Here is a 25045-nt window from a genome sequence, read left to right as displayed (position 1 = left end):
CCCTAGAGGCCCGCGATCGGGTTCCTCAGGGTCCCGACCAGCTGGAGCGCCCCCGAGGGATCCGCGAGGTCCACCATCTGCCGGTTGTTGCGCAGCTGGAGCCGGTTGAGGCAGGACAGGGCGAACTCCGGGGCGAACATGTCGTACTGCCGGAACCGGTCGCCGAGCTGCGGATGCGCGTCCTGGTACTCGTGGACGACCTCGGCGACCGTGCGCCAGAAGTCGTCCTCCGTCAGGACGCCCTCGCCGGCGAGGTTCGCCGCGACGAAGCGGAAGAAGCAGTCGAAGACGTCCGTGAAGACCGACAGGAGCTTCTGGTCCTCGGGCACCTCCACCCGGATCCGGGTGACCTCCGGCGGCAGCACCGCGTCCGGGTCCATCACCGCGATCTCCTCGGCGATGTCCTTGAAGACCGCGCGCCGCACCACACCGTCCTCCAGGACGAGGATGACGTTCTCGCCGTGCGGCATGAAGACCAGGTCGTAGGCGTAGAAGCAGTGCAGCAGCGGGGTGAGGTAGGCCCGCAGATAGTGGCGCAGCCACTCGGTGGGGGCGAGCCCCGACCGCTCGATCAGCGCCCCCGCGAAGGAGGCGCCCTCGTGGTCGACATGGGCGAGGGAGGCCATCGTCGCCAGGGTCTCGCCCTCCTGGAGCGAGCCGACCGGGCTCTCGCGCCACAGGGCGGCGAGCATCTTGCGGTACGGGGAGGTGCGGTCGGTGGCCGCCTCGTACTCCAGATGGCGGTAGCCGACGGCCGCCCGCTCGCGCAGGATCGTCAGGCCGGTCGCCTTGAGCACCGGATCGCTCTCGATCAGCCCGTGCAGCCAGTCGTTGATCGCCGGGGTCGCCTCCATGTAGGCGGCCGAGAGCCCGCGCATGAAGCCCATGTTGAGGACGGACAGGGCCGTCTTCACATAGTGCTTCTCGGGGTGGCCGGTGTTGAAGAAGGTCCGTACCGACTGCTGGGCCAGATACTCGTCGTCCCCCTCGCCGAGGCAGACGAGGTGCCGCCGGGCGACCTCCGCGGCGAAGGTGACGGTGAGCTTGTTCCACCACTGCCAGGGGTGGACGGGGATGAGGAGGTAGTCCGCCGGGTCCAGGCCCTGGCCGGTGAGCTGCCGGTGGAAGCGGTCCAGGGTCGCGGCCCCCAGCTCCTGCCGTACGAAGGACTCGTACGCGATGCCCGTGCCAGCCGTGAACGCGGCCCGTGAGCGGTGCGCCGCCAGCCACACCAGCCGCAGGGTGTTCGCGGTCTCGGGGGCGTACGACAGGTACTCGTGGATGTCGAAGCCGAGCCGCCCGTTGTTGGCGACGAAGCAGGGGTGGCCCTCGGTCATCCCGGTCTCTATGGCCTGGAACCCGCTCCGGGCCAGTTCGGCGGAGGTGACCTTCGGTTTGGTGAGCTTGTAGCAGGTGCCGGAGAGGGTGGAGGAGATCTCCTCCAGATAGACGGGCAGGATCTCGTCGCTCAGGCCGAGGGCCGTCCTCAGCTCGATGAGGAAGTCCAGAGCCGCGAGGGGCAGTTCGGTGCCGTCACGGTGGCGGGTGATCGACTCGGGGTCGACCTCCCAGTGGTCTAGGGCACGCAGGGTGGCGCGGAACCGGTAGCGGGTGAGCCGGTCGTCGCTGTGGACGACGTAGTGGCCGTCGTCCCCCGCCTCGGGAGTGATCAGCCGCTCGTGCGCGAACTCGGCCAGCGCCTTGCGTATGAGGAGGCGGTTGGCCTGCGCCCAGCGCTCGGGGGAGAGATGGGCGACGGCGTCGGTGAGGGTCATGCCGCCACCGCCCGCTCGAACCGCTCGCGGGTGCAGAAGCTGAGCAGCGCCGTCTTCTCCGGCTTGGTGATCTCCCGCTCGGGCACGAACCCGACCGCCGCGTTCAGCGCGTGCACGGCCGTGTTGCGCACATCGGGCTCGACCACGATCCGCTCGGTGGCCGGGTCCGCGAACAGCTGCCGCACGACGGCGGTGATGACGGCCCGGGTGAACCCGTGCACGGGCCGGTCGGTGGGGGCGACTAGGAAGTGCATGCCGACGTCACCCGGCCCGGGCTCGTACAGGGCGACGAGTTCGCGGTGCGCGGGGTCGTAGTGCTCCATCAGGAACGCGGGCTCGCCGTCGTGCAGCCCGAGGAACGCGTGATGGTGCCGGTCGGCCGCGATCTCCATGTACGCCCGCTCGACGTCCTCCCGCCGGGCCTCCTGCATCATCCAGAAGGCCGACTTGGGGTGGGTGACCCAGCGGTGCAGGAGTTCGGCGTCCTTCGGAGGGTCGAGAGGCCGGAAGGTGAGGGCGCCGAGGGCACTCGTGGTCGTGCTCATACGGCGAACTCCTGGAAGGCGATGGTCTTCTCGACGGGGTAGTACTCGGTGCCCAGCAGCTCCCGGATGATGTACGCGTTCCGGTAGGCGCCCATGCCCAGGTCGGGGCTGGTGACGCTGTGCGTGTGGACGCCGGCGTTCTGCAGGAACACGCCCCGGCCCGTCACGTCGACGGCGTAGTTGCGGGCCACGTCGAAGTTGCCGCGCCCGTCGTAGCGCAGACGGTCGCGGACCGGCTTCAGGAACTCCGGTTCGACGTACCGGTAGCCGGTCGCGAGGATCAGGCCCTGGGAACTCAGCTCGAAGTCCTTCTCCTGCTCCTCCTGGCGGAAGCCGAGGGTGAAGGTGCCGTTCTCGTGGCGGGCGCTGGTGAGCGCGGAGTTGGTGAGCAGCCGGGTGGGCACCGGACCGTCGAGGTTCTTCTGGTAGAGCAGGTCGAAGATCTCGTCGATCAGGGCCCCGTCGATGCCCTTGAACAGGCCCTTCTGCTGCTCGGTGAGGCGGTAGCGGGTCCGTTCGGGCAGGGCGTGGAAGTAGTCGATGTACTCCGGGGAGGTCATCTCCAGGGTGAGCTTGGTGTACTCCAGCGGGAAGAAGCGCGGGGAGCGGGTCACCCAGTCCAGCCGGTAGCCGTGGACGTCGATCTCGCTGAGCAGGTCGTGGTAGATCTCGGCGGCGGACTGGCCGCTGCCGACCAGGGTGATCGACTCCTTGGCCTGGAGCCGGTGCTTGTGGTCCAGATAGCGGGAGTTGTGGATGACGTCGCCCGCGAGGCCCCGGCAGGCGTCGGGAAGGTGGGGCGGCGTCCCGGTGCCGAGGACCAGGTGGCGGGCCCGGTGGACGTCCCCCTCCCGCGTCCGTACGACGTACAGCTCGTCCTGCTCCTCGTACGTCACCTCGGTGACCGTGGTGTCGTAGCGGACGCAGCTCAGCTTCGAGGCCGCCCAGCGGCAGTAGTCGTCGTACTCGACGCGCAGCGGGTAGAAGTTCTCGCGGATGTAGAAGGAGTACAGCCGCCCGCGCTCCTTGAGGTAGTTGAGGAACGAGTACGGGGAGGTGGGGTCGGCCAGGGTGACCAGGTCGGACATGAAGGGGGTCTGGAGGTGGGCGCCCTCCAGGAACATCCCGGAGTGCCACTCGAAGGCGGGCTTCGACTCCAGGAAGACGCCGTCGAGTCCGTCGATCGGCTCGGTGAGGCAGGCGAGGCCGAGGTTGAAGGGGCCGAGTCCGATCCCCACGAAGTCGTGGGTGGTGGTGTCGGGGGTGTCAGGACGCGCGGTCAAGGGACTCTCCCAGGTACTGCTCGGCGTGGCCGGCGATCAGATCGAGTACGGCGGCGATGTCGTCCGTCGTCGTCTCGGGGTTGAGCAGGGTGAACTTCAGATAGTGGCGGCCGGCCACCTTGGTGCCCGCGACCACGGCGTCGCCGGAGGCGAACAGGGCCTTGCGGGCGTACAGGTTGGCGCGGTCGATACCGGCGGGGTCGGTGACGGCCGCCGGGATGCAGCGGAAGACCAGGGTGGACAGCTGCGGCTCGACGACCACGTCGAAGCGGGGGTCGCCGGCCAGCAGCTCCCAGCCCTTCCGTGCCAGGTCGCAGACCTCGTCGAAGAGGGCGCCGACGCCGTCCGCACCCATCACGCGCAGGGTCATCCACAGCTTGAGGGCGTCGAAGCGGCGGGTGGTCTGCAGGGACTTGTCGACCTGGTTGGGGATGCGCTCGGTGACCGTGCGGCGCGGGTTGAGATAGTCCGCGTGGTAGGTCGCATGGCGCAGCGTGGCGGCGTCCCGGACCAGCACGGCGGACGAACTCACCGGCTGGAAGAAGGACTTGTGGTAGTCGACGGTGACCGAGTCGGCGCGCTCGATGCCGTCGAGGAGACGGCGGCGGGCGGGCGAGACGAGCAGTCCGCAGCCGTAGGCCGCGTCCACGTGCAGCCAGGTGTCGTAGCGGGCACACAGCTCGGCGATCTCCGGCAGCGGGTCGATGGAGCCGAAGTCGGTGGTCCCGGCGGTGGCGACGACGGCCATCGGGACGAGGCCCTCCGCGACGCAGCGCTCCAGCTCGCGGGCGAGGGCGACGGTCTGCATGCGCTTGTCGGCGCCCACCGGGACGGAGACGACGGCGTCCGGGCTCAGACCGAGGAGTTTCGCCGACTTCCGCACGCTGAAGTGGCCGGCCTCGGAGACGAAGATCCGCAGTTTGGCGAGGGTGCCGGAGGTGTCGGAGGCGTTCCATCCCGCGCGCCCCGGCTTGGCCTCCTCGCGGGCCAGCAGCAGCGCCTGGAGGTTGGACTGGCTGCCGCCGGAGGTGAACACGCCGTCGGCGGCGGGTCCGAAGCCGATGCGCCCGGCGGTCCAGTCGATGAGCCGGCGCTCGATCAGGGTGCCGCCGGCCGACTGGTCCCAGGTGTCGAGGGAGGAGTTGACGGCGGACAGGACGGCCTCGCCGAGCACGGCCGGGATGACGACCGGGCAGTTGAGATGGGCGAGATAGCGCGGGTGGTGGAAGTAGACGGCGTCGCGGAGGTACAGCTCCTCCAGCTCGTCCAGGGCCGCGGTGCTGTCGTGCAGCGGGCGGTCCAGGTCGATCCCCTCGATCCGGGGGGCGAGGGCGTCCGCCGTGACGCCGGTGAACGGACGGTCGGTGGCGGCGAGTCTGGCGGCCACCCGCTCCACTCCTTCGGTCACGGAACGGCGGTAGTGCTCCGCGGTGAGGTCATTGAGCAGGTGAGAGCGCATGTGGGGGTCCTCCGGTGGGGACAGTCCGTGCGGGACGGGGCAGGGCGGAGCCGCCCGTGGGAACTTAGGTTAGCCTAACTTAAGTTCGATCTCGAGAAGCCCCGCCCCGGTGAGCGTCGTCACTCCTCGGCGCGCAGTTGCTCCTCGCTCAGCCCCTGCCGCCAGTAACCGACGAAGGTGACGCGCCGGCGGTCGATCCCGCGTTCGCCGACGAAGTGCCGGCGCAGCTCCTTGACCCGGCCGGACTCGCCCGCGATCCAGACGTACGGGGCCCGTGCTCCGGGGAGTTCGGCTTCCCTGATCGCCGCGAGCGCGCTGGGGGAGCCCGTGCCGCGGACCAGCCAGGTGACCTCGGCGTCGGCTTCCGTCGCCAGGTCCTGGATGTCACCGGCCCGCCCGGCCTCCAGCCAGACATGGGCTCGGGTGCCCGCGGGGAGCTGTCCGAGGATCGCGGAGGCGGCGGGCACGGCGGTCTCGTCGGCCCAGATCAGCACCAGATCGGTGTCCTCGGGCGGACGGAAGCGGATCGCGCGGTTGTCCGCGACCGCCGGGCCGATCAGGACGACACGGTCACCGGCGGCGGCACGGGAGGCCCAGAGCGAGGCGGGACCCGCCGGGACGGGGGCGTCCGGCTCCACGCCGTGCAGCACGAAGTCGATGTCGATCTCGTCGGGTTCATCGGGTTCGCGCCGCAGGGACCGCAGCGTGTACGAGCGCATCACCGCCCGTACGCCGTCGGGCAGTTGGCGCCAGCCCTGCCACCACAGGTCGCCGAGTTCGATCGGCACGGCGGGCTCGCGCTGGCCGGGGTGCGGAAGGAAGAGAGACAGGCTCTGGTCGTGTCCGTCGGAGCGGAACGCGCGCAGATCGTCCCCCGCGAAGGTGACACGGACGACGGACGGGCCGAGCCGCCTCGTCCGTACGACCTGGAGGGAGAAGAAACGGAACGGGGCGGCCACGGCCGTCGTCATGGGTGCTCCTGAGGGGGCAGGGCTCCCGGGAGGCGGGGCTCCTCGGGAGCGGGGCGCCTTGGGCGGTGAGGGGCGGTCAGCTGACCTTCTTGGCCGTCTCGACGGCCTTGGCGAGGTCCTCGAGCAGCGGGGCGCACTTGTCGTAGGACAGGATCGGCTCGGGGTTGCGGGCGATGACCTGGCCCGCCTTGACCGCGGGGAGCTTCTTCCAGGTCGCCTCGGTGATGTCGGCGGGCTGGACGGCCGAGGTGCGGTTGTCCATCATGATGATGTCCGCCGGGTGCTTGTCGACGTTCTCCCAGCTCAGGTTCTCGAACCAGCCGCCGCTCGCCTTGAGGGCGGAGGCGGAGGGCTCCACGAAGTTCACGCCGAGGGCCTTGAAGTACTCCAGGTCGATGGAGAGGCCGGAGCCGGAGACGTAGAAGATGTCCTGGCTCGCGGAGCCCGCCAGCACCTTGATGCCGGGCTTGGCCTTGGTGGCGGCGCGCAGCCGGGCGGCCGCGTCCTCGAACCGCTTCTTCGCCTGGGCGATGGCCGAGGAGGCGGTGTCCGCGCCGAGCGACTTCGCGAGCTCCAGCATCCGCTGCAGCGGCTCGGTCATCTGGCGGTCGTAGACGGAGATGCCGACGCTGGGGGCGCCGACGGCGAGGACCTTCTTCGTCGACTCCTCCGGGACGTACCAGAGTGTCCCGGCGCCGTCGAACATCGTGGTGACGAGCAGGTCGGGGCTGAGGGCCGCGTACTTCTCGATGTTGAACTGGCCCCACTCGTTGCCGAGGGTCGTGATCTTGTCGACGTCGAGGTCGCCGGCCTGGACGTCGGCCTTGCCGTCCTTGGTCCTCGTCGGGCCGAAGACGCCCTTCACGCCGACGCCGTAGTCGTGCAGCGCGGCGGCGACACCGACGAACGCCACGATGTTCGCGGGGACCTTGTCCGCCTTCGCGGTCTGCCCGCGGTCGTCCTTGAACGACCAGGGGCCGGTCCTGTCCGCGCCCTTCGCGCTGTCCGAGCCGGTGTCTTTCCCCTTGTCGCTACCGCAGGCCGCGAGCGCGGCACCGAGGCCGAGAGCGCCGCCGGCGGCGAGAAGGCCGCGACGGGTGAGACGGGTGGCACGGGCATTGGACATGAGTGTGCTGCCTTCGAACGGGGCGGAGCATCCGCCGGACGAGTCGAAGGTAGGTTAGCCTAACCTCACTTCCTGTCCAGGGGGCAGTTCGATCGGGGCGGGGGGCCTGACCGCGCCTCATATGCGAAGAGGCCCGCGCCTGGTGCGGCGCGGGCCCCTCGTCGCTGTGGTCGTGCCACGGGCTCAGCCCGTCAGTCCCAGCTCCCGGGCGATCAGCATGCGCTGGACCTCGCTCGTGCCCTCGCCGATCTCCAGGATCTTGGAGTCGCGCCACATCCGGGCCACCGGGTACTCGTTCATGAAGCCGTAGCCGCCGTGGATCTGGGTGGCGTCGCGGGCGTTGTCGACGGCGACCGTGGAGCTGTAGAGCTTCGCCAGGGCCGCCTCCTTCTTGAAGGGCTCGCCGCTGACCAGACGGGACGCCGCGTCGCGCCAGGACAGCCGGGCCGTGTGGGCCTTCATCTCCATGTCGGCGATCTTGAACTGGATCGCCTGGTACGCGCCGATCGAGCGGCCGAACGCATGGCGCTCCTTGGCGTACTTCACCGACTCGTCCACACAGCCCTGCGCCAGGCCCGTCGCCAGCGCCGAGATCGCGATCCGGCCCTCGTCCAGGATGCGCAGGAACTGGGCGTAGCCGCGGCCCTCCTCGCCCAGCAGGTTGGCCGCCGGGACGCGCACGTCCACGAAGGACAGCTCACGGGTGTCCGAGGCGTTCCAGCCCACCTTCGAGTAGGGGGCCGCCACGGTGAAGCCGGGTGTGCCGGACGGGACGATGATCGAGGAGATCTGCGGGCGGCCCTCCGGCGTACGGCCCGTCACCGCGGTGACCGTCACCAGGCCGGTGATGTCCGTGCCCGAGTTGGTGATGAAGCACTTCGTGCCGTTGATCACCCACTCGTCCGTCTCCGGGTCCAGCCGTGCCGTCGTCCGGGTGGCGCCCGCGTCCGAGCCGCCGTCCGGCTCCGTCAGACCGAAGGCGCCCAGGAGTTCGCCGGAGCACAGCCGCGGGAGCCACTCCTGCTTCTGGGCCTCCGTGCCGAAGCGGTGGACGGGCATCGCGCCGAGCGACACCCCCGCCTCCAGGGTGATGGCGACGGACGAGTCCACCCGGGCGAGTTCCTCCAGCGCGATACCGAGCGCCAGATAGTCGCCGCCCATGCCGCCGTACTCCTCGGGGAAGGGCAGTCCGAACAGACCCATCCGGCCCATCTCGCGGACGATCTCGTACGGGAACTCGTGGCGCTCGTAGAAGTCGCCGATCTTGGGGGCCACGACGTCGTGCGCGAACTCCTCGACCGTGCGGCGGAGTTCCTCCAGCTCGGGGGAGAGTCGGTGGTCCATGGGGGTCACTCCTTGTGGGAGAGGGCTCGGACGGTACGGGACGGGCTGGGCCGGTCCAGGTGCGCGGCCATCCACACGCTCGTGGCGGTGAGCCGGCCGAGGTCGACGCCGGTCTCGATGCCGAGGCCGTGAAGCATCCAGACGAGGTCCTCGGTGGCGAGGTTGCCGGTGGCGGACTTCGCGTACGGGCAGCCGCCGAGGCCGCCCGCGGAGGCGTCGACCGTCGTCACGCCGTGCTGGAGCGCCGCCAGGGTGTTGGCGAGGGCCTGGCCGTAGGTGTCGTGGAAGTGCACGCCGATGACACTGGTCGGCACGCCCTCCTCGTTCAGCTCGGACAGCAGGTCCTGGACATGGCCCGGCGTCGCCACACCGATCGTGTCGCCCAGGCTCAGCTCGTCGCAGCCCATGTCCATCAGCGCCTTGCTGACGTGGACGACCTGGTGGATCGGCACGGCCCCCTCCCAGGGGTCGCCGAAGCACATGGACAGATAGCCGCGGACATGCACCTTGTGCTCCTTCGCCCGCTCCACCACCGGCCGGAACATCGCGAGGGCCTCGTCCACCGTGCGGTTGAGGTTGGCCTTGGCGAAGGACTCGGTGGCGCTGGCGAAGACGGCGATCCGGCGGGCGCCGAGCGCGAGCGCGCGGTCCAGTCCGCGTTCGTTCGGGACGAGGACCGGGAGCGCGACCGGCAGATCGCTGACGAGCGGATACAGCTGCTCGGCGTCCGCGAGCTGGGGCACCCACTTGGGGTGCACGAAGCTGGTCGCCTCGATGGTGGTCAGGCCCGCGTCCGCGAGCCGCCGGACGAACTCCGCCTTCACCTCCGTCGGCACCGTGCTCTTCTCGTTCTGCAGCCCGTCGCGCGCGCCGACCTCGTGGATCCTGACCCGTGGGGGCAGGTCCTCGGAGGGCACGACCATGGGCAGTCCCTGAGCGGTCATTCCGTAGCCTCCCCGTCCTCCTCGTGCGGCGCGATCACGGCCAGCACCTGGTCCATGGCGACCGTCGCGCCGGGGGTGACGTCGAGTTCGGCGACGGTCCCGGCGTGCGGGGCGGAGATGACGTGCTCCATCTTCATCGCCTCGACCACCAGCAGGCTCTGTCCGGCCGTCACCTCGTCCCCGACGGCCACCTTGACCACGGTCACCGTGCCGGGCATGGGCGCGGTCAGCGACTCGGTGCCGGAGTGCGCCGACCGCGTGAGCGAGGCGGCGACCGGGTCGTGGTCGCGCACATGCCAGGCGTCGCCGTCGCGGCCCAGCCAGTCCCCGGCCCGTTGGAAGGTGTGGCGTACGCCGTCCAGGACGACGGACACCGAGTCCTCGGTCACCGTGTGGGTGCCCCGCGGGGTGTACTCCACCGGGTCGGACACCCGCAGCGGGAAGGCCACCGGGCGGGGCTCGCCGCCCAGCCGCCAGCCGCTCGGCACGGAGAACGGGTCGGTCCAGCCCGCGCCGCGCGGCTTCAGCGCCTCCAGGCGGACGGCCGCCGCGGCCTCGTAGACCTCCTGTGGCACCTCGGTGGTGACGAGTGTGTCCACCACCCGCTCCACCAGACCCGTGTCCAGTTCGCCCGCCACGACCGCGGGATGGGCCAGCAGACGGCGCAGGAAGCCGGCGTTGGTCTGCACGCCCAGCGTGACCGTCCGGGCGAGGGCCGCCCGCAGCCTGCGCAGCGCGGTCGCGCGGTCGGGGCCGTAGGCGATGACCTTCGAGAGCATCGGGTCGTACAGGCTGCCGACCTCGGTGCCCTCGGTCAGGCCCGAGTCCGTGCGCACCCCGTCCCCCTGCGGCTCGCGCAGCGCCAGCACGGTGCCTCCGGAGGGGAGGAAGCCGCGGGCCGGGTCCTCGGCGCAGATACGGGCCTCGACCGCGTGTCCGGTGAGCGTGACGTCCTTCTGCCCGAAGGACAGGGGCTCGCCCGCCGCCGCCCGCAGCTGCCACTCCACCAGGTCCACTCCGGTGACCAGTTCGGTGACCGGGTGCTCCACCTGGAGGCGGGTGTTCATCTCCATGAAGTAGTACGACGAGGGGTCACCGCCCGGCACGATGAACTCCACCGTGCCCGCGCCCTCGTACCCGCAGGAGCGGGCGGCCTGGACCGCCGCCTCGCCCATCGCGGTGCGGGTGGCCTCGTCGAGGAGCACGCTGGGCGCCTCCTCGATGATCTTCTGATGGCGGCGCTGGAGGGAGCACTCGCGCTCGCCCAGGTGCACCACGTTCCCGTGGCCGTCGGCCAGGACCTGGATCTCGATATGGCGGGGGCGGTCGACCCAGCGCTCCACCAGGAGCGTGTCGTCGCCGAACGAGGCACGGGCCTCGCGGCGGGCGGCGGCGATCTCGTCCGCCAGCACGGCAGGGTCCCGCACCAGCCGCATGCCCTTGCCGCCGCCGCCCGCGCTCGGCTTCAGCAGCACCGGCATGCCGATCTCCCCGGCCGCCGCGGCCAGTTCCTCGTCCGTGAGGCCGCTGCCGCTGGATCCGGGCACGACCGGGACGCCGGCCGCGCGCACCGTCTCCTTGGCGCGGATCTTGTCGCCCATGAGGGAGATCGCCTGCGCGGGAGGGCCGATGAAGACCAGGCCCGCCTCTGCGCACGCCCGCGCGAACGCGGCGTTCTCCGCGAGGAAGCCGTACCCCGGGTGCACCGCCTGGGCGCCGCTCCGGGCGGCGGCCTCCAGCAGACGCTCCACCGAGAGATAGCTCTCGGCCGCGGGCGCCGGACCGATCCGGACCGCCGTGTCCGCCTCCCGGACATGACGGGCGTCCGCGTCGGCGTCGGAGAAGACGGCCACCGAGCGCACGCCCATCGACCGCAGCGTACGGATGACGCGTACGGCGATCTCGCCCCGGTTGGCCACAAGCACCGTGTCGAACATGGTCCCCCTCACATCCTGAAGACGCCGAACTGGGGCTCACCCAGGGGCGCGTTGGCGCATGCCGTCAGGGCCAGGCCCAGCACCTGCCGGGTCTCCAGCGGGTCGATCACACCGTCGTCCCACAGCCGGGCCGTCGCGTAGTACGCGTTGCCCTGGCGCTCGTACTGGGCGCGGATCGGGGCCTTGAAGGTCTCTTCCTCCTCCGCGGGCCAGTCCTCCCCGCGCGCCTCGAACTGGTCGCGTTTGACGGTCGCGAGGACCGACGCGGCCTGCTCGCCACCCATGACCGAGATCTTGGCGTTCGGCCACATCCACAGGAAGCGCGGCGAATAGGCCCGTCCGCACATCGAGTAGTTGCCCGCGCCGAAGGAGCCGCCGACGACGACCGTGAGCTTCGGCACGCGGGTGCATGCGACCGCCGTGACCATCTTGGCGCCGTGCTTGGCGATACCGCCCGCCTCGTAGTCCCGCCCGACCATGAAGCCGGAGATGTTCTGCAGGAACACCAGCGGGATGCCGCGCTGGTCGCACAGCTCGATGAAGTGGGCGCCCTTCTGGGCGGACTCGGAGAACAGGATGCCGTTGTTGGCGACGATCCCGACCGGGTGGCCGTGGATACGGGCGAAGCCGGTGACGAGGGTCTGGCCGAACTCCGCCTTGAACTCGGCGAAGCGCGAACCGTCCACCACGCGCGCGATGACCTCGCGTACGTCGTAGGGCGTGCGGGAGTCGACCGGGACCGCGCCGTACAGCCCGAAGGGGTCGACCTTCGGCTCGACGGTCGGGACGACCTCCCAGGGCAGCTTCCCGCGCGCGGGGAGCGTGGAGACGATGGTCCGCACGATCCGCAGCGCGTGCGCGTCGTCCTCCGCCAGGTGGTCGGTCACGCCCGACACCCGCGAGTGGACCTCGCCGCCGCCCAGCTCCTCGGCCGTCACCACCTCACCGGTGGCCGCCTTCACCAGGGGCGGGCCGCCCAGGAAGATCGTGCCCTGGTCGCGCACGATCACGGCCTCGTCGCTCATCGCCGGGACATAGGCCCCGCCGGCCGTGCAGGACCCGAGCACCGCGGCGATCTGGGGGATCCCGGCGCCCGACATCCGCGCCTGGTTGTAGAAGATCCGCCCGAAGTGCTCGCGGTCGGGGAACACCTCGTCCTGCATGGGCAGGAAGGCACCGCCGGAGTCGACCAGATACAGACACGGGAGGCGGTTCTCCAGTGCCACCTCCTGGGCCCGGAGGTGCTTCTTCACCGTCATCGGGTAGTACGTGCCGCCCTTGACCGTGGCGTCGTTGGCGACGATCACGCACTCGCGGCCGCTGACCCGGCCGATCCCGGCGATCACTCCGGCGGCCGGGGCCTGCCCGTCGTACATCCCGTCGGCCGCGAGGGGCGCCAGCTCCAGGAAGGGCGACCCCGGATCGAGCAGGGTGTCCACACGGTCGCGCGGCAGCAGCTTGCCGCGGGCGGTGTGGCGCGCACGGGCCTTCTCGCCGCCGCCCAGGCGGGCCGCGGCCAGCTTGGCGCGCAGCTCCTCGCCCAGCGCGCGGTGCGCCTCCTCATTGGCCCGCCAGGCCTCCGACGCGGGTTCTGCCGCGCTCGTCAGCTCCGGTGCCTCCAGCATCCTGCGGTCCCCTCACCTTGTTAATGAGCGTTAACGCATTTCCTTCAGGTTAACGACCGCTAACCTCCCTGTCTAGAATTGATTTCATGGCCACCAGAACCGACGCCCCCACCCGTCGCGAGCAGATCCTCAAGGAAGCAGCGCGGCTGTTCGCCGAGCGTGGCTTCCACGGTGTGGGGGTCGACGAGATAGGCGCCGCCGTCGGCATCAGCGGACCGGGTCTGTACCGGCACTTCGCGGGCAAGGACGCCATGCTCGCGGAGCTGCTGGTGGGGATCAGCGGCCAGTTGCTCACGGGGGCGAAGCGGCGCCTGGCGGAGGCCGACGGGGCGGCCGCTCCCGAGACGGTCCTCGACTCGCTCATCGAGGGGCACATCGACTTCGCGCTCGACGACCGTCCCCTGATCACCTTGCACGACCGCGAGCTGGACCGCCTCCGGGACAGCGACCGCAAGCTCGTACGCCAGCTCCAGCGGCAGTACGTCGAACTGTGGGTGGAGGTCCTGCGCGAGGTCTACCCCGAGCTGGCGGAACCGGCGGCCCGCTCGGCGGTCCACTCGGTCTTCGGCCTGCTGAACTCGACCCCGCACCTGAGCCGCCGGGGCCCGCTCCCGAGCCGGGGAGCCACGGCGGAGCTGCTGCACCGAATGGCCCGGGGCGCCTTCGCGGCGGCCGGGGGGTCGTGACGGCGGTGGTGCTCGGCGGTGGCTCCGCCGCCCTGTACGCGGTCGGTCACCCCGCCGCGGCCGGGGTCCCGGCCGGCGTCACGCTCGTCGGCGCCGCGCTCGCGGAGGCCTTCCGCTCCAGGGCCGCGCGGAAAGCGTGACGAGCGTTACCGGGGGGCCTCTGGACGCCCACCTCTACTCGCCGGTACGTTTGATATGAGCAAGCGCTTAGACAGTCAAGGTACGCGGAGGTGGCGGCGTGCGCCGTACGCTGTTCAACGAGGATCACGAGGCGTTCCGGGAGACCCTGCGCGCCTTCATCGAGGCCGAGGTCGTTCCCGTCTACGACGAGTGGCTCGCCGCCGGCCAGGCGCCGCGCGACTTCTACTACAAGCTCGCCGAGCTGGGCGTGTTCGGTATCCGCGTCGACGAGGAGTACGGCGGCGCGGGCATCGACTCGTACAAGTTCGAGGCCATCCTGATGGAGGAGACCGCCCGCGCGGGCATCACCTTCGGTGGCTCCGGCGTCCACGTGCTGCTCGGCCTGCCGTACATAAAGCTGCTCGCCACCGACGAGCAGAAGAAGCGCTACCTGCCGAAGTTCGTCGCCGGCGAGGAGATGTGGGCCATCGCGATGACGGAGCCGGGCACCGGCTCCGACCTCGCGGGCATGCGGACCACCGCCAAGCTCTCCGAGGACGGTACGCACTACGTCCTCAACGGCGCCAAGACCTTCATCACCGGTGGCGTGCACGCCGACCGCATGATCGTCTGCGCCCGCACCTCCGCGCCCACCGCCGAGGACCGCCGCCACGGCATCTCCCTCTTCGTCGTGGACACCAAGGCGGAGGGCTACTCGGTCGGCCGCAAGCTCGACAAGCTGGGCCTGAAGACCTCCGACACCGCCGAGCTGGCGTTCGTCGACGTCAAGGTGCCCGTCGAGGACCTGCTCGGCGAGGAGAACAAGGGCTTCTACTACCTCGGCCACAACCTGGCCTCGGAGCGCTGGGGCATCGCCTACGGCGCCTACGCGCAGGCCAAGGCCGCGATCCGGTTCGCCAAGGACTACGTCCAGCAGCGCACCGTCTTCGGTCAGCCCGTCGCCGCCTTCCAGAACACCAAGTTCGAGCTGGCCGCCTGCCAGGCCGAGGTGGACGCGGCCGAGGCCGTCGCCGACCGCGCCACGGAGGCCCTCGACGCCGGTGAGCTGACCCCCGCCGAGGCCGCCTCCGCGAAGCTCTTCTGCACCGAGGTCGCCCACCGCGTGATCGACCGCTGCCTCCAGCTGCACGGCGGCTACGGCTTCATGAACGAGTACCCGATCGCCCGCCTGTACGCGGACAACCGCGTCAACCGCATCTACGGCGGCACCAGCGAGATCATGAAGACGATCATCGCCAAGGACATGGGCCTGTAAGCCCGGCGCAACCACCTGCGGATAGAACTGACCCCATGAGTCAGGCACTACAGGGTCTCCTCGATCTGCTCGACCTGGAGCAGATCGAGGAGAACATCTTTCGCGGCCAGTCCCGGTCCGCCGTCGTCCCCCGTGTCTTCGGCGGGCAGGTGGCGGCCCAGGCCATGGTCGCCGCCGGGCGTACGGTCCCCGCGGACCGGCTGGCGCACTCCCTCCACGCGTACTTCCTGCGCATGGGGGACCCGGGCGCGCCCATCGTCTACAACGTCGAGCGTCTCCGCGACGGCCGCTCCTTCACCACCCGCCGGGTCGTCGCCGTGCAGCACGGCAAGCCGATCTTCACGCTGTCCGCGTCGTTCCAGACGGACGAGGAGGGCCTCGACCACCAGGCCCCGATGCCACCGTCTCCCGACCCGGCCACCCTGCCCACCTCCGAGGACCGGCTGCGCTCCTACGGCCACCTCGACCCCCAGGTGGTGGAGCGCCTCCTGGAGGCCCGGGAGGCGATCGACCTGCGGTACGTCGACGAGCCGCCCTACGGGAAGTTCGGCGACCCCCGCGAGCCGCACTCCCAGGTGTGGTTCCGCACCAACGGCAAGCTCGCGGACGACCCCCTGCTGCACGTGGTCCTCGCGACCTACGTGTCCGACATGACGCTCCTCGACTCGGTGCTGCTCGCGCACGGGCGTGGCGGCTGGGCCATAGGCGACGTCGTCGGGGCCTCCCTGGACCACGCGATGTGGTTCCACCGCCCGTTCCGGGCCGACGAGTGGCTGCTCTACGACCAGGAGTCCCCCTCCGCACACGGCGGCCGGGGCCTCGGCCAGGCCCGTATCTACACCCAGGACGGCCGCCTGGCGGTCTCGGTGATCCAGGAGGGCGTGGTCCGCGTCCCGTGGTGAGGGGGCGCGGCCGCCGTCCGTGGGGCGACGGGGCTCAGCCGCCGTTCGTCAGCCCCGCCGCGTCGAGCAGGTACGCCGTCAGCGGATCGTAGTGGCGGGGGCTGGTGACGTGGTCGTCGAGCGGGACCGTCACCTGGACGGTTCCCTCGGCCTCCGCCAGGAAGAGGGCCGGGTCGTTGCAGTCCGCGTAGCCCACGGAGTCGATGCCCGACTGGCCCGCGCAGCCCGCCCAGCCGTGGTCGGCGACGACCAGGTCGGGCAGCGGACGGCCCGCCCCCTCCAGACCCTTCAGGATCGCGCGCATCGGCTCGCCGGAGTGCGTGTGCCAGAGGGTGGCGCCGTGCTCCAGGACGGCCACGTCGGCGAACTGCATGACGTACCCCTCGTCCGTCTGCAGTCCGTCCGGGATGACGACGATCTCGCACCCGGCGGCGCGCAGGGCGGCCGCGGTGGCGCGGTGCACGTCGAGGAGCCCCCCGGGGTGCCCCGTGGCCAGCAGCACGCGCTGCCGGCTGTCGGCGGCCTTGCGCAGGCGGGCCGCCAGACGATCCAGGGCGGCGACGGTCAGCTCCGGGTCGATGGTGTCCTGGCCGTAGCGGTACTCGGGATCGTCGTTCACACCGCAGCGCTCCGCCATGACGGCGAGCACGTCCTGCTCGTCGGTCCAGCGGTCGCCCAGTTCCAGGCCGAGCCAGTAGTTGCGGTCGCCGTTGGAGAGCCTGCGGTAGTGAGAGAGGTTGTTCTCACGGGGCGTGGCGACGTCGCCCGCGATGCGCGTGCGTACGAGGTGGTCGACGAGCTCGGCGCGGCTGGGGGTCCCGGGTATCGGCATGGCCCCCATTGTGCCGTCGAGCTGCGCCGGGACGGCCGTTGTTCCGCAGCGTGGGACGTGCGTCACTCGGCGCGGGCGGGTGCCGCCCGGCCCTGTCCCGTGCGCTGCAACGCGAACCACAGCTCCATCCGTACGTCCGGGTCGTCCAGGTCCGCGTCCAGCAGCGCCGTACAGCGGGCGATGCGCTGGCGCACCGTGTTGCGGTGGACCGACAGGGCGACCGCCGTACGGTCCCAGCTGCCGTGCAGGGACAGCCAGGTGCGCAGGGTCTCCACCAGGGCGGGCGTCCCGGCGATCGGGGCGAGCAGGGTGCGGGCGTGCAGCTCGGCCTGCTCGGCCGGGACCAGGTCGGCCAGGACCGTGCGCTCGCAGTGGCGCACCAGCGGCGCACGCGTGGCGCGGGCGCGGGTCAGGGCGCGGGCCGCCTGGGCGTCGGCGGCGGGCCAGTCGCCCGGGAGGACGGGGGCGCTCACGCCGAGGGTCCAGCCCGGGAGCGGGGCCGGTTCGCGGTCGGCGGGGACGAGGACCCGGACCACCCCCTCTCCGAGGTCGACCAGCGCGGACCCGAGCGCGGCGCCGAGCGCGGCGGCGGCCATGGCGTCGTGCGGACCGGTGCCGCCGGGGTGCGGCTGCCCGGCGGCACCGGGGGCCGGGGCGTCCGGGCGGGCGTGCACGACGATCCACCGGTCGTCCCCGAGCAGCGGTGCGACCGCCTCGGGTGCGGCGCCCAGCAGCAGCCGTACGAGCGCCGACGAACGCGCCGCGCCCGCTCCGCTGTGATGCTCTCCGGTCAGCAGGGAGAGCAGGACCGCGGCGACCGAGGCGATGGTGTGGTCCCCGGGGTCGCGCCGCGGGGAGGCGACCCCGAGGACGAAGCCCTGGACCGGGTCGAGCGCGTAGGCGGCCAGATGTGTCCCGGCGACGGTCTCGGCGGCGGAGGACGGAGCGGGGCGGGCACGGCCCGGCCCCGCGGGCGCACCCGGCTGCGGTGCGCCCGCCGGGGGCACCGCCGCGGTGCCGACGGGCCGTACGACCCGGGCCAGCTCCGCCATCGCCTCCCGTGCCTCGTTCCGCGGCCCCCGCCCCGCCGCCGCGAGGTGCGTCCCGTCCGGGCCGTAGAGCACCGCCCAGCCCGCGACCCGCTGGGCCAGTTGCCGCAGCACCGAGGGCACCGGGTCCGGGCGGGCCGCCGCCGCGGCCAGGCTCTGCTGGGCCTCCGTGACGCGGCGCAGCTCGGCCAGGCGGGCCTGGGCCATCAGCTGCCACACCGCACGGGCCACGCCCGAGAACGTCGTCTGCGGCGGGACCTCCAGCAGCGGCAGCCCGTGGCGGTCGCAGGCCTCCACCAGCGCGGGCGGCACCGTGTCGTGCACGGGTGCCAGGCCGAAACCGAGCGCCGCACCGCCCGCTGCGACGATCCGGGAGACGTAGTCGTCGAAATACTTCCCCGGTCCCGGTCCCGCTCCACCGGGGGCTCCCGCGCCGGTGCCGGCCGCTTCGGGGATCTGCACGCCCGCCGTCAGCAGCAGCTCGCCGCCCAGCAGGTACGGGTAGGGGTCGGCCATCTCCGAGGTGTGCGCCCAGTGGATCACGATGTCGGGTCCGGCCGGGCCGGCGATCTGCCGCAGGGCCAGGTCCTCCCGGGCGAGAAGGGCCGACAGCGGCACCGGTGGTGTGGGGGGTACCGCCGGAGCGGTCGGTGACGACGGATCCGGCATGGTGGACGGTTCCTCCATTCCGGTCGGTTCGGATGGATGAAACGTACACTTCAGAGTCGCTTTCCGGCCACCTAGTGTCTCTGCAGACCGGCAGCGGCGGGTACGGGCGGATGTCCCCGCGATCCACTGCCGACGTCCCGGTTCCCCAGGAACCACTACGTCTCTGCACGACACGCCACCGGGAAGTGCGCGAAGGAGGGCCCCCAATGGCCGTCGACTACACAGTGATCGTCGTCTATCTCGCCGGAATGCTGGCGATGGGCTGGTGGGGCATGCGCCGCGCCAAGTCCAAGAGCGAGTTCCTCGTCGCGGGCCGCCGGCTCGGGCCCGCGATGTACTCCGGCACCATGGCCGCGATCGTCCTCGGCGGCGCGTCCACCATCGGTGGCGTCGGCCTCGGTTACCGGTACGGGCTGTCCGGTGCCTGGATGGTCTTCACCATCGGCCTCGGCCTGCTCGCCCTGTCCGTCTTCTTCTCCGCGCGCATCGCCAGGCTGAAGGTCTACACCGTCTCCGAGATGCTCGACCTCCGGTACGGCGGCCGGGCCGGTGTGATCTCGGGCGTGGTCATGTGGGCGTACACGCTGATGCTCGCGGTCACCTCGACCATCGCCTACGCCACCATCTTCGACGTCCTCTTCGACATGAACCGGACCGTCGCGATCATCCTGGGCGGCACCATCGTCGTCGTGTACTCGACGCTCGGCGGCATGTGGTCGATCACGCTGACCGACATGGTGCAGTTCGTGGTGAAGACCATCGGCGTCCTGCTTCTGCTGCTGCCCCTCGCGGTGATACGGGCGGGCGGCTTCAGCGAGATGAAGGCCAAGCTGCCGACGTCGTACTTCGACCCGCTGGGCATCGGTGGCGAGACGATCTTCACCTATGTCCTCATCTACACGTTCGGCATGCTGATCGGGCAGGACATCTGGCAGCGCGTGTTCACCGCGCGCAGCGACACGACGGCCAGGTGGGGCGGCACGGTGGCCGGCACCTACTGTCTGGTCTACGCCCTCGCCGGCGCCGTCATCGGCACCGCCGCCAAGGTGCTGTTCCCGAGGCTGGGCAGCCCGGACGACGCCTTCGCGACCATCGTCAAGCAGGAACTCCCGGTCGGTGTGCGCGGGTTGGTGCTCGCGGCGGCCCTCGCCGCGGTGATGTCGACCTCTTCCGGCGCGCTCATCGCCTGTGCGACCGTCGCCAACAACGACATCTGGTCGCGGCTGCGCGGTGTCGTGCGCCGCGACGGGGACGAGGCGCACGACGAGGTCAGGGGCAACCGCGTCTTCATCCTCGTCATGGGGGTCGCCGTGATCGGTACGGCCATCGCGCTGAACAACGTGGTCGAGGCGCTGACCGTCGCGTACAACCTGCTCGTCGGCGGGCTGCTGGTGCCGATCCTCGGCGGACTGCTGTGGAAGCGCGGCACCGCGCAGGGCGCGCTCGCCTCGGTCTCCGTCGGCGGTCTCGCCGTCATCGCCCTGATGGCGTCCTACGGCATCCTCGCCAACGAGCCCGTCTACTACGGGCTGCTGGCCTCGCTGGTGTCGTACGTCGTGGTGTCGCTGGCGACGAAGCCGACCGAGGAGGCCGTGCTGACCGCCTGGCGCGAGCGGCTCGCGGGGCGTGGCGCACCGGCCACGGAGGAGCCCACGACGGTGGGCGTCTGAGCCCTGGATGCTTCGGTCCGGCCGCCGCACGGTGGCCGGACCGTGCGGACCCCGCCCCGGGGTCCGCGACACTGGAAGAAACCCGCATGACCCGGAGGAGTCCGACGATGAGCAGTACCGAGAACCCCGCAGCAGGCGCCGGCCGACCCCGCGGACCCGTCGACTCGTCCCGCATCCCGCGGTACGCGGGCCCCGCGACCTTCGCCCGGCTGCCCCGCCTCGACGAGGTCGGCACCGCGGACGTCGCGGTGGTCGGTGTGCCCTTCGACTCCGGTGTCTCCTACCGCCCCGGCGCCCGCTTCGGCGGCAACGCCATCCGTGAGGCGTCCCGTCTGCTGCGTCCGTACAACCCGGCGCAGGACGCCTCCCCCTTCGCGCTCGCCCAGGTCGCGGACGGCGGCGACATCGCCGTGAACCCGTTCAACATCAACGAGGCGGTGGAGACCGTCGAGGCCGCCGCCGACGAACTGCTCGGCACGGGCGCCCGTCTGATGACCCTCGGCGGCGACCACACCATCGCCCTGCCGCTGCTGCGCTCCGTCGCCAAGAAGCACGGCCCGGTGGCCCTGCTCCACTTCGACGCCCACCTCGACACCTGGGACACCTACTTCGGCGCCGAGTACACCCACGGAACCCCGTTCCGCCGCGCCGTCGAGGAGGGCATCCTCGACACCTCCGCGCTCTCCCACGTCGGCACCCGCGGCCCGCTGTACGGCAAGCAGGACCTCACCGACGACGAGAAGATGGGCTTCGGCATCGTCACCTCCGCCGACATCTACCGGCGCGGCGCGGACGAGGTCGCCGACCAGCTGCGCCAGCGCATCGGCGACCGCCCGCTGTACATCTCCATCGACATCGACTGCCTCGACCCCGCGCACGCCCCGGGCACCGGCACCCCCGAGGCCGGCGGCATGACCTCGCGCGAGCTCCTGGAGATCCTGCGCGGCCTCGCCTCCTGCAACCTGGTCTCGGCGGACGTCGTCGAGGTGGCGCCGGCCTACGACCACGCGGAGATCACCTCGGTGGCCGCCTCGCACACCGCCTACGAGCTGACGACGATCATGACCCGCCAGATTGCGGCCGCCCGCGCCGGTGGGGAGACCGAGACCAAGTGACCCACGACCACGACCTGGTTCTCCGTCCGACGGCGGCGCAGACCGAGGCCGCACTGAACGCTCCCCCCGGCCGCAACGGCGGAGACCTGGTCGTGGAGACGCTGGCCGGGCTGGGCGCGACGACGGTCTTCGGAATGCCCGGCCAGCACGCCCTCGGCATGTTCGACGCGCTGCGCCGCTCCACGCTGCGGTACGTCGGTCTGCGCGTCGAGAACAACGCCGGTTTCGCGGCGGACGCCTACGGCCGGATCACGGGGGAGGCCGCCCCGCTCCTGCTCTCGACCGGCCCGGGCGCGCTGACGTCCCTGGCCGCGCTCCAGGAGGCGGCGGCCGCCTCGGCCCCGGTCCTGGCGATCAGCAGTCAGATCCCGGCCGCCGGGCTGGGCGGCGGGCGCCACGGCTATCTGCACGAACTCCCCGACCAGTCGGCCTCGTTCCGGGGCGTGGTCAAGTCGGTCCACACGGTCCGCACGCAGTCGCAGATCCCGTCGGCGATCGCGGCGGCGTGGAAGTCGGCGCTGACGGTCCCGCACGGGCCGGTGTGGGTGGAGATCCCCCAGGACGTGCTGCTCGCCGAGACCGCCCTGCCGGTGGTGACCGCGGTGGACGCGACGCCGGAGGACCTGCCCCCGCGCCCCGAACTGACCGCGGTCGCGGCCGACCTGCTGTCGAAGGCGTCCCGCCCGGCGGTCATCGCGGGCGGGGGAGTGGTCCGGGCGGACGCCGCGGGCAAGCTCCGCCGGCTCGCCGAGAAGCTGAACGCCCCCGTCGTCACCACCTTCGGCGGCAAGGGCGCCTTCCCCTGGGAGCATCCCCTCTCCCTGCAGTCCTGGCTGGAGGACCGCCACACGACCGACTTCCTGGAGGACGCGGACGTCCTGCTGGTGGTCGGCTCGGGCCTGGGCGAACTGTCCTCGAACTACCACACGTTCAAGCCGCGCGGCCGGGTGATCCAGATCGAGGCGGACCTCGGCAAGCTGGAGTCCAACCACCCCGCCCTCGGTATCCACGCGGACGCGCGTCTGGCCTTGCAGGCCCTGTCGGAGACGGTGTCGGAACGGGAGGACGCGAGCGCCCCCGAGCGCGTGCGGTCCGTGCTGGGGCGGGTCGCCGAGCGGATCGCGGCCCAGGAACTGACCCTGGAGCAGCGGCTGCTGGCGTCGGTGCGGCGCGCCCTGCCCACCGGCTCCCCGTCCTTCTGGGACATGACGATCCTGGCGTACTGGGCGTGGTCGGCGTTCGACCCGCGGGGGACGAACGCCATGCACTCGGCACAGGGCGCGGGCGGCCTCGGCTACGGCTTCCCGGCCGCGCTCGGAGCCGCCGTGGCCGACCCCACGCACCCGGTGCTCGCGGTCTCCGGCGACGGCGGAGCCCTCTATTCCATCGCCGAGCTGGCGACGGCCCGGCAGTACGACCTGAACGTGACCTGGCTGATCGTCGACGACGGCGGCTACGGCATCCTGCGCGAGTACATGACGGACGCCTTCGGCCAGGCCACGGCGACGGAACTGACCCGCCCGGACTATGTGGCCCTGGCGGAGTCGTTCGGCGTCCCGGGTGTCCGCACGACCCCGGACACCCTGGAGGAGGACCTGACGAAGGCGCTCGCCGACCCGGGCCCCTCGGTGGTGGTCCTCCCGGCGGTGCTGCGCATGTTCGCCCCGACGCACCTGGAAGGACGCGCCTGACAGGTCCGACGCGCCCGACACGTCTGACGTGCCGTCACCGCAGTCGGATCACCGGAACCAGAAGAAGATCGTGTCGTTCGTCTGGCCGAGCTCCCGGGCGCTCTCCCACTCCTCGGCCTCGAACTGCAGGACCTCGGCGAACCGGCGCACCGTCCCCTGGTGGTCGGGGTCCAGCCGGTCCAGCACCGCCACGTACGCCTCGGCGACCGCGGCGGCACGCTGGGCCGCCAGGACGCCGATCTGCGGAACGATGTCGCCGGGGTGCGGCAGCCGTACCGGCGGCCCGCTGAACAGGTACGAGCCCGGCCGCAGCTCGGACGGCACACCGTGCCGGGCCAGTTCGTCGTCCACCGAGTGGAACCAGGACAGCCGCCGCCAGGAGCCGAGATCCACGGTCTCGGAGAAATGGCACGCCACCAACTCGTGGAAGGCATAGGTGTACGCCGGGCTCACCTCCACGCTGGGGGCGCCCTCCAGCAGTTCGTCGAGCGCCCGGCCGACGGACACGCCGAGATCGATGTCCTGCTCCTGGAGCCGCGCGTCGGTCCGCGCGCACCTCTCGCGCACGATCCCGAGCATCCGCTCCTGCTCCGGCGTCCGCTCCACCGCGGTGAGCAGCCGCATCACGCTCCGCATGTCACCGGTGCTCATCTCCAGGCCGTGGCTCACTGTTTCCTCCCCGTGTCTCCGGACGCGTGCGCCCATGATCGCAACAGCCCCCGGCCGGATCGTGGTCAGGGCCGCGCCGCGCCGGGCGGTTTCCTCCGTGGCGGAAGGACGTCTGAGGGCCGGGCAACCGGGAAAGGATGTTCTCTCGTGCAACCTTTCACCCGTACTCGTGAGTCATCAGGGCAGGACGTGCCGGGGGCGCGTCCGAATCCACGTAAGGGATGGGGACTTCCATGACTCACCACAGATCCCGGCGTGCCCGTGTGCTCGGTGCGGGTATCGCCGCCGGGATTCTCATACCGTCCGTGGTCGCGGCGACGCCCGCCTCGGCCACGACGCCGACGGTGAGCTGCACCTCGGGCAAGACGGGTCTCGCCGCCAAGCTGCAGAAGGACATCACCGCAGCTCTCGCAGGCCGCAAGGGCACCGTCGCGGTCGGCCTCTACGACCGGTCCACGAACACCACCTGCTCGCTGCGCGCCACCAGCGCCTACGACTCGGCCAGCGTCGTCAAGGTCACCGTGCTCGCCACGCTGCTGTGGGACGCCAAGAAGCACAACCGCTATCTGACCGACCGTGAGACCTCCCTCGCCACGGCGATGATCACCAAGTCGGACAACAACGCGACCAGCACGCTGTGGAAGCAGCTGGGCCTGACGAAGGTCAAGGGCTTCCTCGCCGCGGCCGGTATGACCCAGACCAAGCCGGGCGCGAACGGCTACTGGGGCCTGACCCAGATCACCGTGCAGGACGAGCAGAAGCTGCTCAAGCTGATCACCGCCAAGAACTCCGTGCTGAGCGACAACTCCCGGGCCTACATCCTGAAGCTGATGGGGAAGGTCATCTCCTCCCAGCGCTGGGGCACCCCGGCGGGCGCGCCCTCGGGTGTCTCCGTGCATGTGAAGAACGGCTGGCTGTCGCGCGCCACGCACGGCTGGCGCGTGCACAGCGTCGGCACCTTCAACGGAGCCGGACACGACTACATGATCACCGTGCTGACGCAGGACAACAGCACCATGGACTACGGCGTCACCACGATCCAGAACGTGGCCAAGGCCATCCACAAGGACCTGGTGCCGACGGTCTCCGCCAAGAGCGCGTACGTGCCCACGAGCACACCGCAGGAGGCGATCCCGGCGGTCCCGGCGAACTGAAGCCCGGCGGCCCCGCGGTGCGCCGGCACGAGCCAACTCCGGCTGGCTCACGGTGAGTCCACTCCGGGGCCATCTGCCTCGTCCTACCGTGACGGCATGCGCCCGAGAATCCTTCTCGCCACCGTCACCCTGGCGGCGGCCACCTCACCGGCCGCCGCCGGCGCCCCCGCCACCGGCACCTCGCTGCACGTACGTCTCCCGCA

The 25045-nt window shown here is 71.3% G+C and carries 21 protein-coding genes; 8 read left to right on the top strand and 13 right to left on the bottom strand.

Annotated features, from left to right (window positions below):
* Positions 1 to 2: 2 nt before the first annotated feature.
* The 10 genes from ACFY2Z_RS15200 to ACFY2Z_RS15155 form a co-directional block, all read right to left on the bottom strand.
* Complete coding sequence (locus ACFY2Z_RS15200) at positions 3 to 1775, bottom strand: IucA/IucC family protein (RefSeq protein ID WP_390744634.1); 1773 nt, start codon at positions 1773 to 1775, stop codon at positions 3 to 5.
* On the bottom strand, positions 1772 to 2320 hold the full coding sequence (locus ACFY2Z_RS15195) for a GNAT family N-acetyltransferase (protein WP_390744633.1): 549 nt from the start codon (positions 2318 to 2320) through the stop codon (positions 1772 to 1774). Before ACFY2Z_RS15195 ends, ACFY2Z_RS15200 begins: the two co-directional genes overlap by 4 nt.
* Entirely contained in the window at positions 2317 to 3603 is a 1287-nt protein-coding gene (locus ACFY2Z_RS15190; RefSeq protein WP_390744632.1) for a lysine N(6)-hydroxylase/L-ornithine N(5)-oxygenase family protein, read from the bottom strand. The genes ACFY2Z_RS15195 and ACFY2Z_RS15190 overlap by 4 nt, the downstream gene beginning before the upstream one ends.
* The gene (gene desA, locus ACFY2Z_RS15185) at positions 3587 to 5062 is read right to left on the bottom strand and encodes a lysine decarboxylase DesA (protein WP_390744631.1); all 1476 of its coding nucleotides are present in this window, start codon (positions 5060 to 5062) and stop codon (positions 3587 to 3589) included. The genes ACFY2Z_RS15190 and desA overlap by 17 nt, the downstream gene beginning before the upstream one ends.
* 119 nt (positions 5063 to 5181) lie before the next feature.
* Positions 5182 to 6033, bottom strand: a complete 852-nt coding sequence (locus tag ACFY2Z_RS15180; RefSeq protein ID WP_390744630.1) for a siderophore-interacting protein — start codon at positions 6031 to 6033, stop codon at positions 5182 to 5184.
* 76 nt (positions 6034 to 6109) lie between these two features.
* Complete coding sequence (locus tag ACFY2Z_RS15175; RefSeq protein WP_390744629.1) at positions 6110 to 7159, bottom strand: ABC transporter substrate-binding protein; 1050 nt, start codon at positions 7157 to 7159, stop codon at positions 6110 to 6112.
* Between the two features lie 183 nt (positions 7160 to 7342).
* Entirely contained in the window at positions 7343 to 8503 is a 1161-nt protein-coding gene (locus ACFY2Z_RS15170) for an acyl-CoA dehydrogenase family protein (RefSeq protein WP_390744628.1), read from the bottom strand.
* Between the two features lie 5 nt (positions 8504 to 8508).
* Positions 8509 to 9447 carry a hydroxymethylglutaryl-CoA lyase gene (locus tag ACFY2Z_RS15165; protein WP_390744627.1) on the bottom strand — a complete coding sequence of 313 codons (939 nt, stop codon included), beginning with the start codon at positions 9445 to 9447 and terminating at the stop codon, positions 8509 to 8511.
* Positions 9444 to 11384, bottom strand: a complete 1941-nt coding sequence (locus ACFY2Z_RS15160) for a biotin carboxylase N-terminal domain-containing protein (protein WP_390744626.1) — start codon at positions 11382 to 11384, stop codon at positions 9444 to 9446. Before ACFY2Z_RS15160 ends, ACFY2Z_RS15165 begins: the two co-directional genes overlap by 4 nt.
* Before the next feature lie 8 nt (positions 11385 to 11392).
* Complete coding sequence (locus ACFY2Z_RS15155) at positions 11393 to 13009, bottom strand: carboxyl transferase domain-containing protein (RefSeq protein ID WP_390744625.1); 1617 nt, start codon at positions 13007 to 13009, stop codon at positions 11393 to 11395.
* An 86-nt stretch (positions 13010 to 13095) separates the two neighbouring features.
* On the opposite strand from ACFY2Z_RS15155, the gene ACFY2Z_RS15150 reads away from it, so the two are divergent.
* From ACFY2Z_RS15150 to tesB, 4 genes are all read left to right on the top strand, one after another.
* Complete coding sequence (locus ACFY2Z_RS15150) at positions 13096 to 13695, top strand: TetR/AcrR family transcriptional regulator (RefSeq protein WP_390744624.1); 600 nt, start codon at positions 13096 to 13098, stop codon at positions 13693 to 13695.
* Positions 13692 to 13835, top strand: a complete 144-nt coding sequence (locus ACFY2Z_RS15145) for a hypothetical protein (RefSeq protein WP_390744623.1) — start codon at positions 13692 to 13694, stop codon at positions 13833 to 13835. Before ACFY2Z_RS15150 ends, ACFY2Z_RS15145 begins: the two co-directional genes overlap by 4 nt.
* 98 nt (positions 13836 to 13933) lie before the next feature.
* Positions 13934 to 15091, top strand: a complete 1158-nt coding sequence (locus ACFY2Z_RS15140; protein ID WP_390744622.1) for an acyl-CoA dehydrogenase family protein — start codon at positions 13934 to 13936, stop codon at positions 15089 to 15091.
* A gap of 35 nt (positions 15092 to 15126) precedes the next feature.
* Positions 15127 to 15993, top strand: coding sequence for an acyl-CoA thioesterase II (tesB, locus tag ACFY2Z_RS15135; RefSeq protein WP_388975288.1), 867 nt, complete (start codon positions 15127 to 15129; stop codon positions 15991 to 15993).
* 34 nt (positions 15994 to 16027) lie between these two features.
* Here tesB and ACFY2Z_RS15130 read toward each other — a convergent pair whose 3' ends face one another.
* Positions 16028 to 16825 carry a phosphatase gene (locus ACFY2Z_RS15130; protein ID WP_390744621.1) on the bottom strand — a complete coding sequence of 266 codons (798 nt, stop codon included), beginning with the start codon at positions 16823 to 16825 and terminating at the stop codon, positions 16028 to 16030.
* A 62-nt stretch (positions 16826 to 16887) separates the two neighbouring features.
* Positions 16888 to 18543: a PucR family transcriptional regulator ligand-binding domain-containing protein gene (locus ACFY2Z_RS15125; protein ID WP_390744620.1), complete on the bottom strand. Its 1656-nt coding sequence runs from the start codon at positions 18541 to 18543 to the stop codon at positions 16888 to 16890.
* Between the two features lie 206 nt (positions 18544 to 18749).
* Between ACFY2Z_RS15125 and ACFY2Z_RS15120 the strand changes: the two genes are divergently transcribed.
* The 3 genes from ACFY2Z_RS15120 (at position 18750) to ACFY2Z_RS15110 (ending at position 23019) form a co-directional block, all read left to right on the top strand.
* Complete coding sequence (locus tag ACFY2Z_RS15120; RefSeq protein ID WP_390744619.1) at positions 18750 to 20213, top strand: sodium:solute symporter; 1464 nt, start codon at positions 18750 to 18752, stop codon at positions 20211 to 20213.
* Positions 20214 to 20320: 107 nt separating this feature from the next.
* Positions 20321 to 21328: an agmatinase gene (gene speB / locus ACFY2Z_RS15115; protein ID WP_390744618.1), complete on the top strand. Its 1008-nt coding sequence runs from the start codon at positions 20321 to 20323 to the stop codon at positions 21326 to 21328.
* Positions 21325 to 23019, top strand: a complete 1695-nt coding sequence (locus ACFY2Z_RS15110) for a thiamine pyrophosphate-binding protein (protein WP_390744617.1) — start codon at positions 21325 to 21327, stop codon at positions 23017 to 23019. Before speB ends, ACFY2Z_RS15110 begins: the two co-directional genes overlap by 4 nt.
* Before the next feature lie 48 nt (positions 23020 to 23067).
* On the opposite strand, the gene ACFY2Z_RS15105 is transcribed toward ACFY2Z_RS15110, so the two are convergent.
* On the bottom strand, positions 23068 to 23688 hold the full coding sequence (locus tag ACFY2Z_RS15105; protein ID WP_390744616.1) for a hypothetical protein: 621 nt from the start codon (positions 23686 to 23688) through the stop codon (positions 23068 to 23070).
* 233 nt (positions 23689 to 23921) lie between these two features.
* On the opposite strand from ACFY2Z_RS15105, the gene ACFY2Z_RS15100 reads away from it, so the two are divergent.
* The gene (locus ACFY2Z_RS15100; RefSeq protein ID WP_390744615.1) at positions 23922 to 24842 is read left to right on the top strand and encodes a serine hydrolase; all 921 of its coding nucleotides are present in this window, start codon (positions 23922 to 23924) and stop codon (positions 24840 to 24842) included.
* Positions 24843 to 25045: the final 203 nt, after the last annotated feature.

Origin of the sequence: Streptomyces sp. NPDC001222, assembly GCF_042896945.1 — a bacterium.
GTDB lineage: Bacteria > Actinomycetota > Actinomycetes > Streptomycetales > Streptomycetaceae > Streptomyces > Streptomyces gibsoniae.
This window is presented reverse-complemented; position numbering and strand designations above follow the sequence as displayed.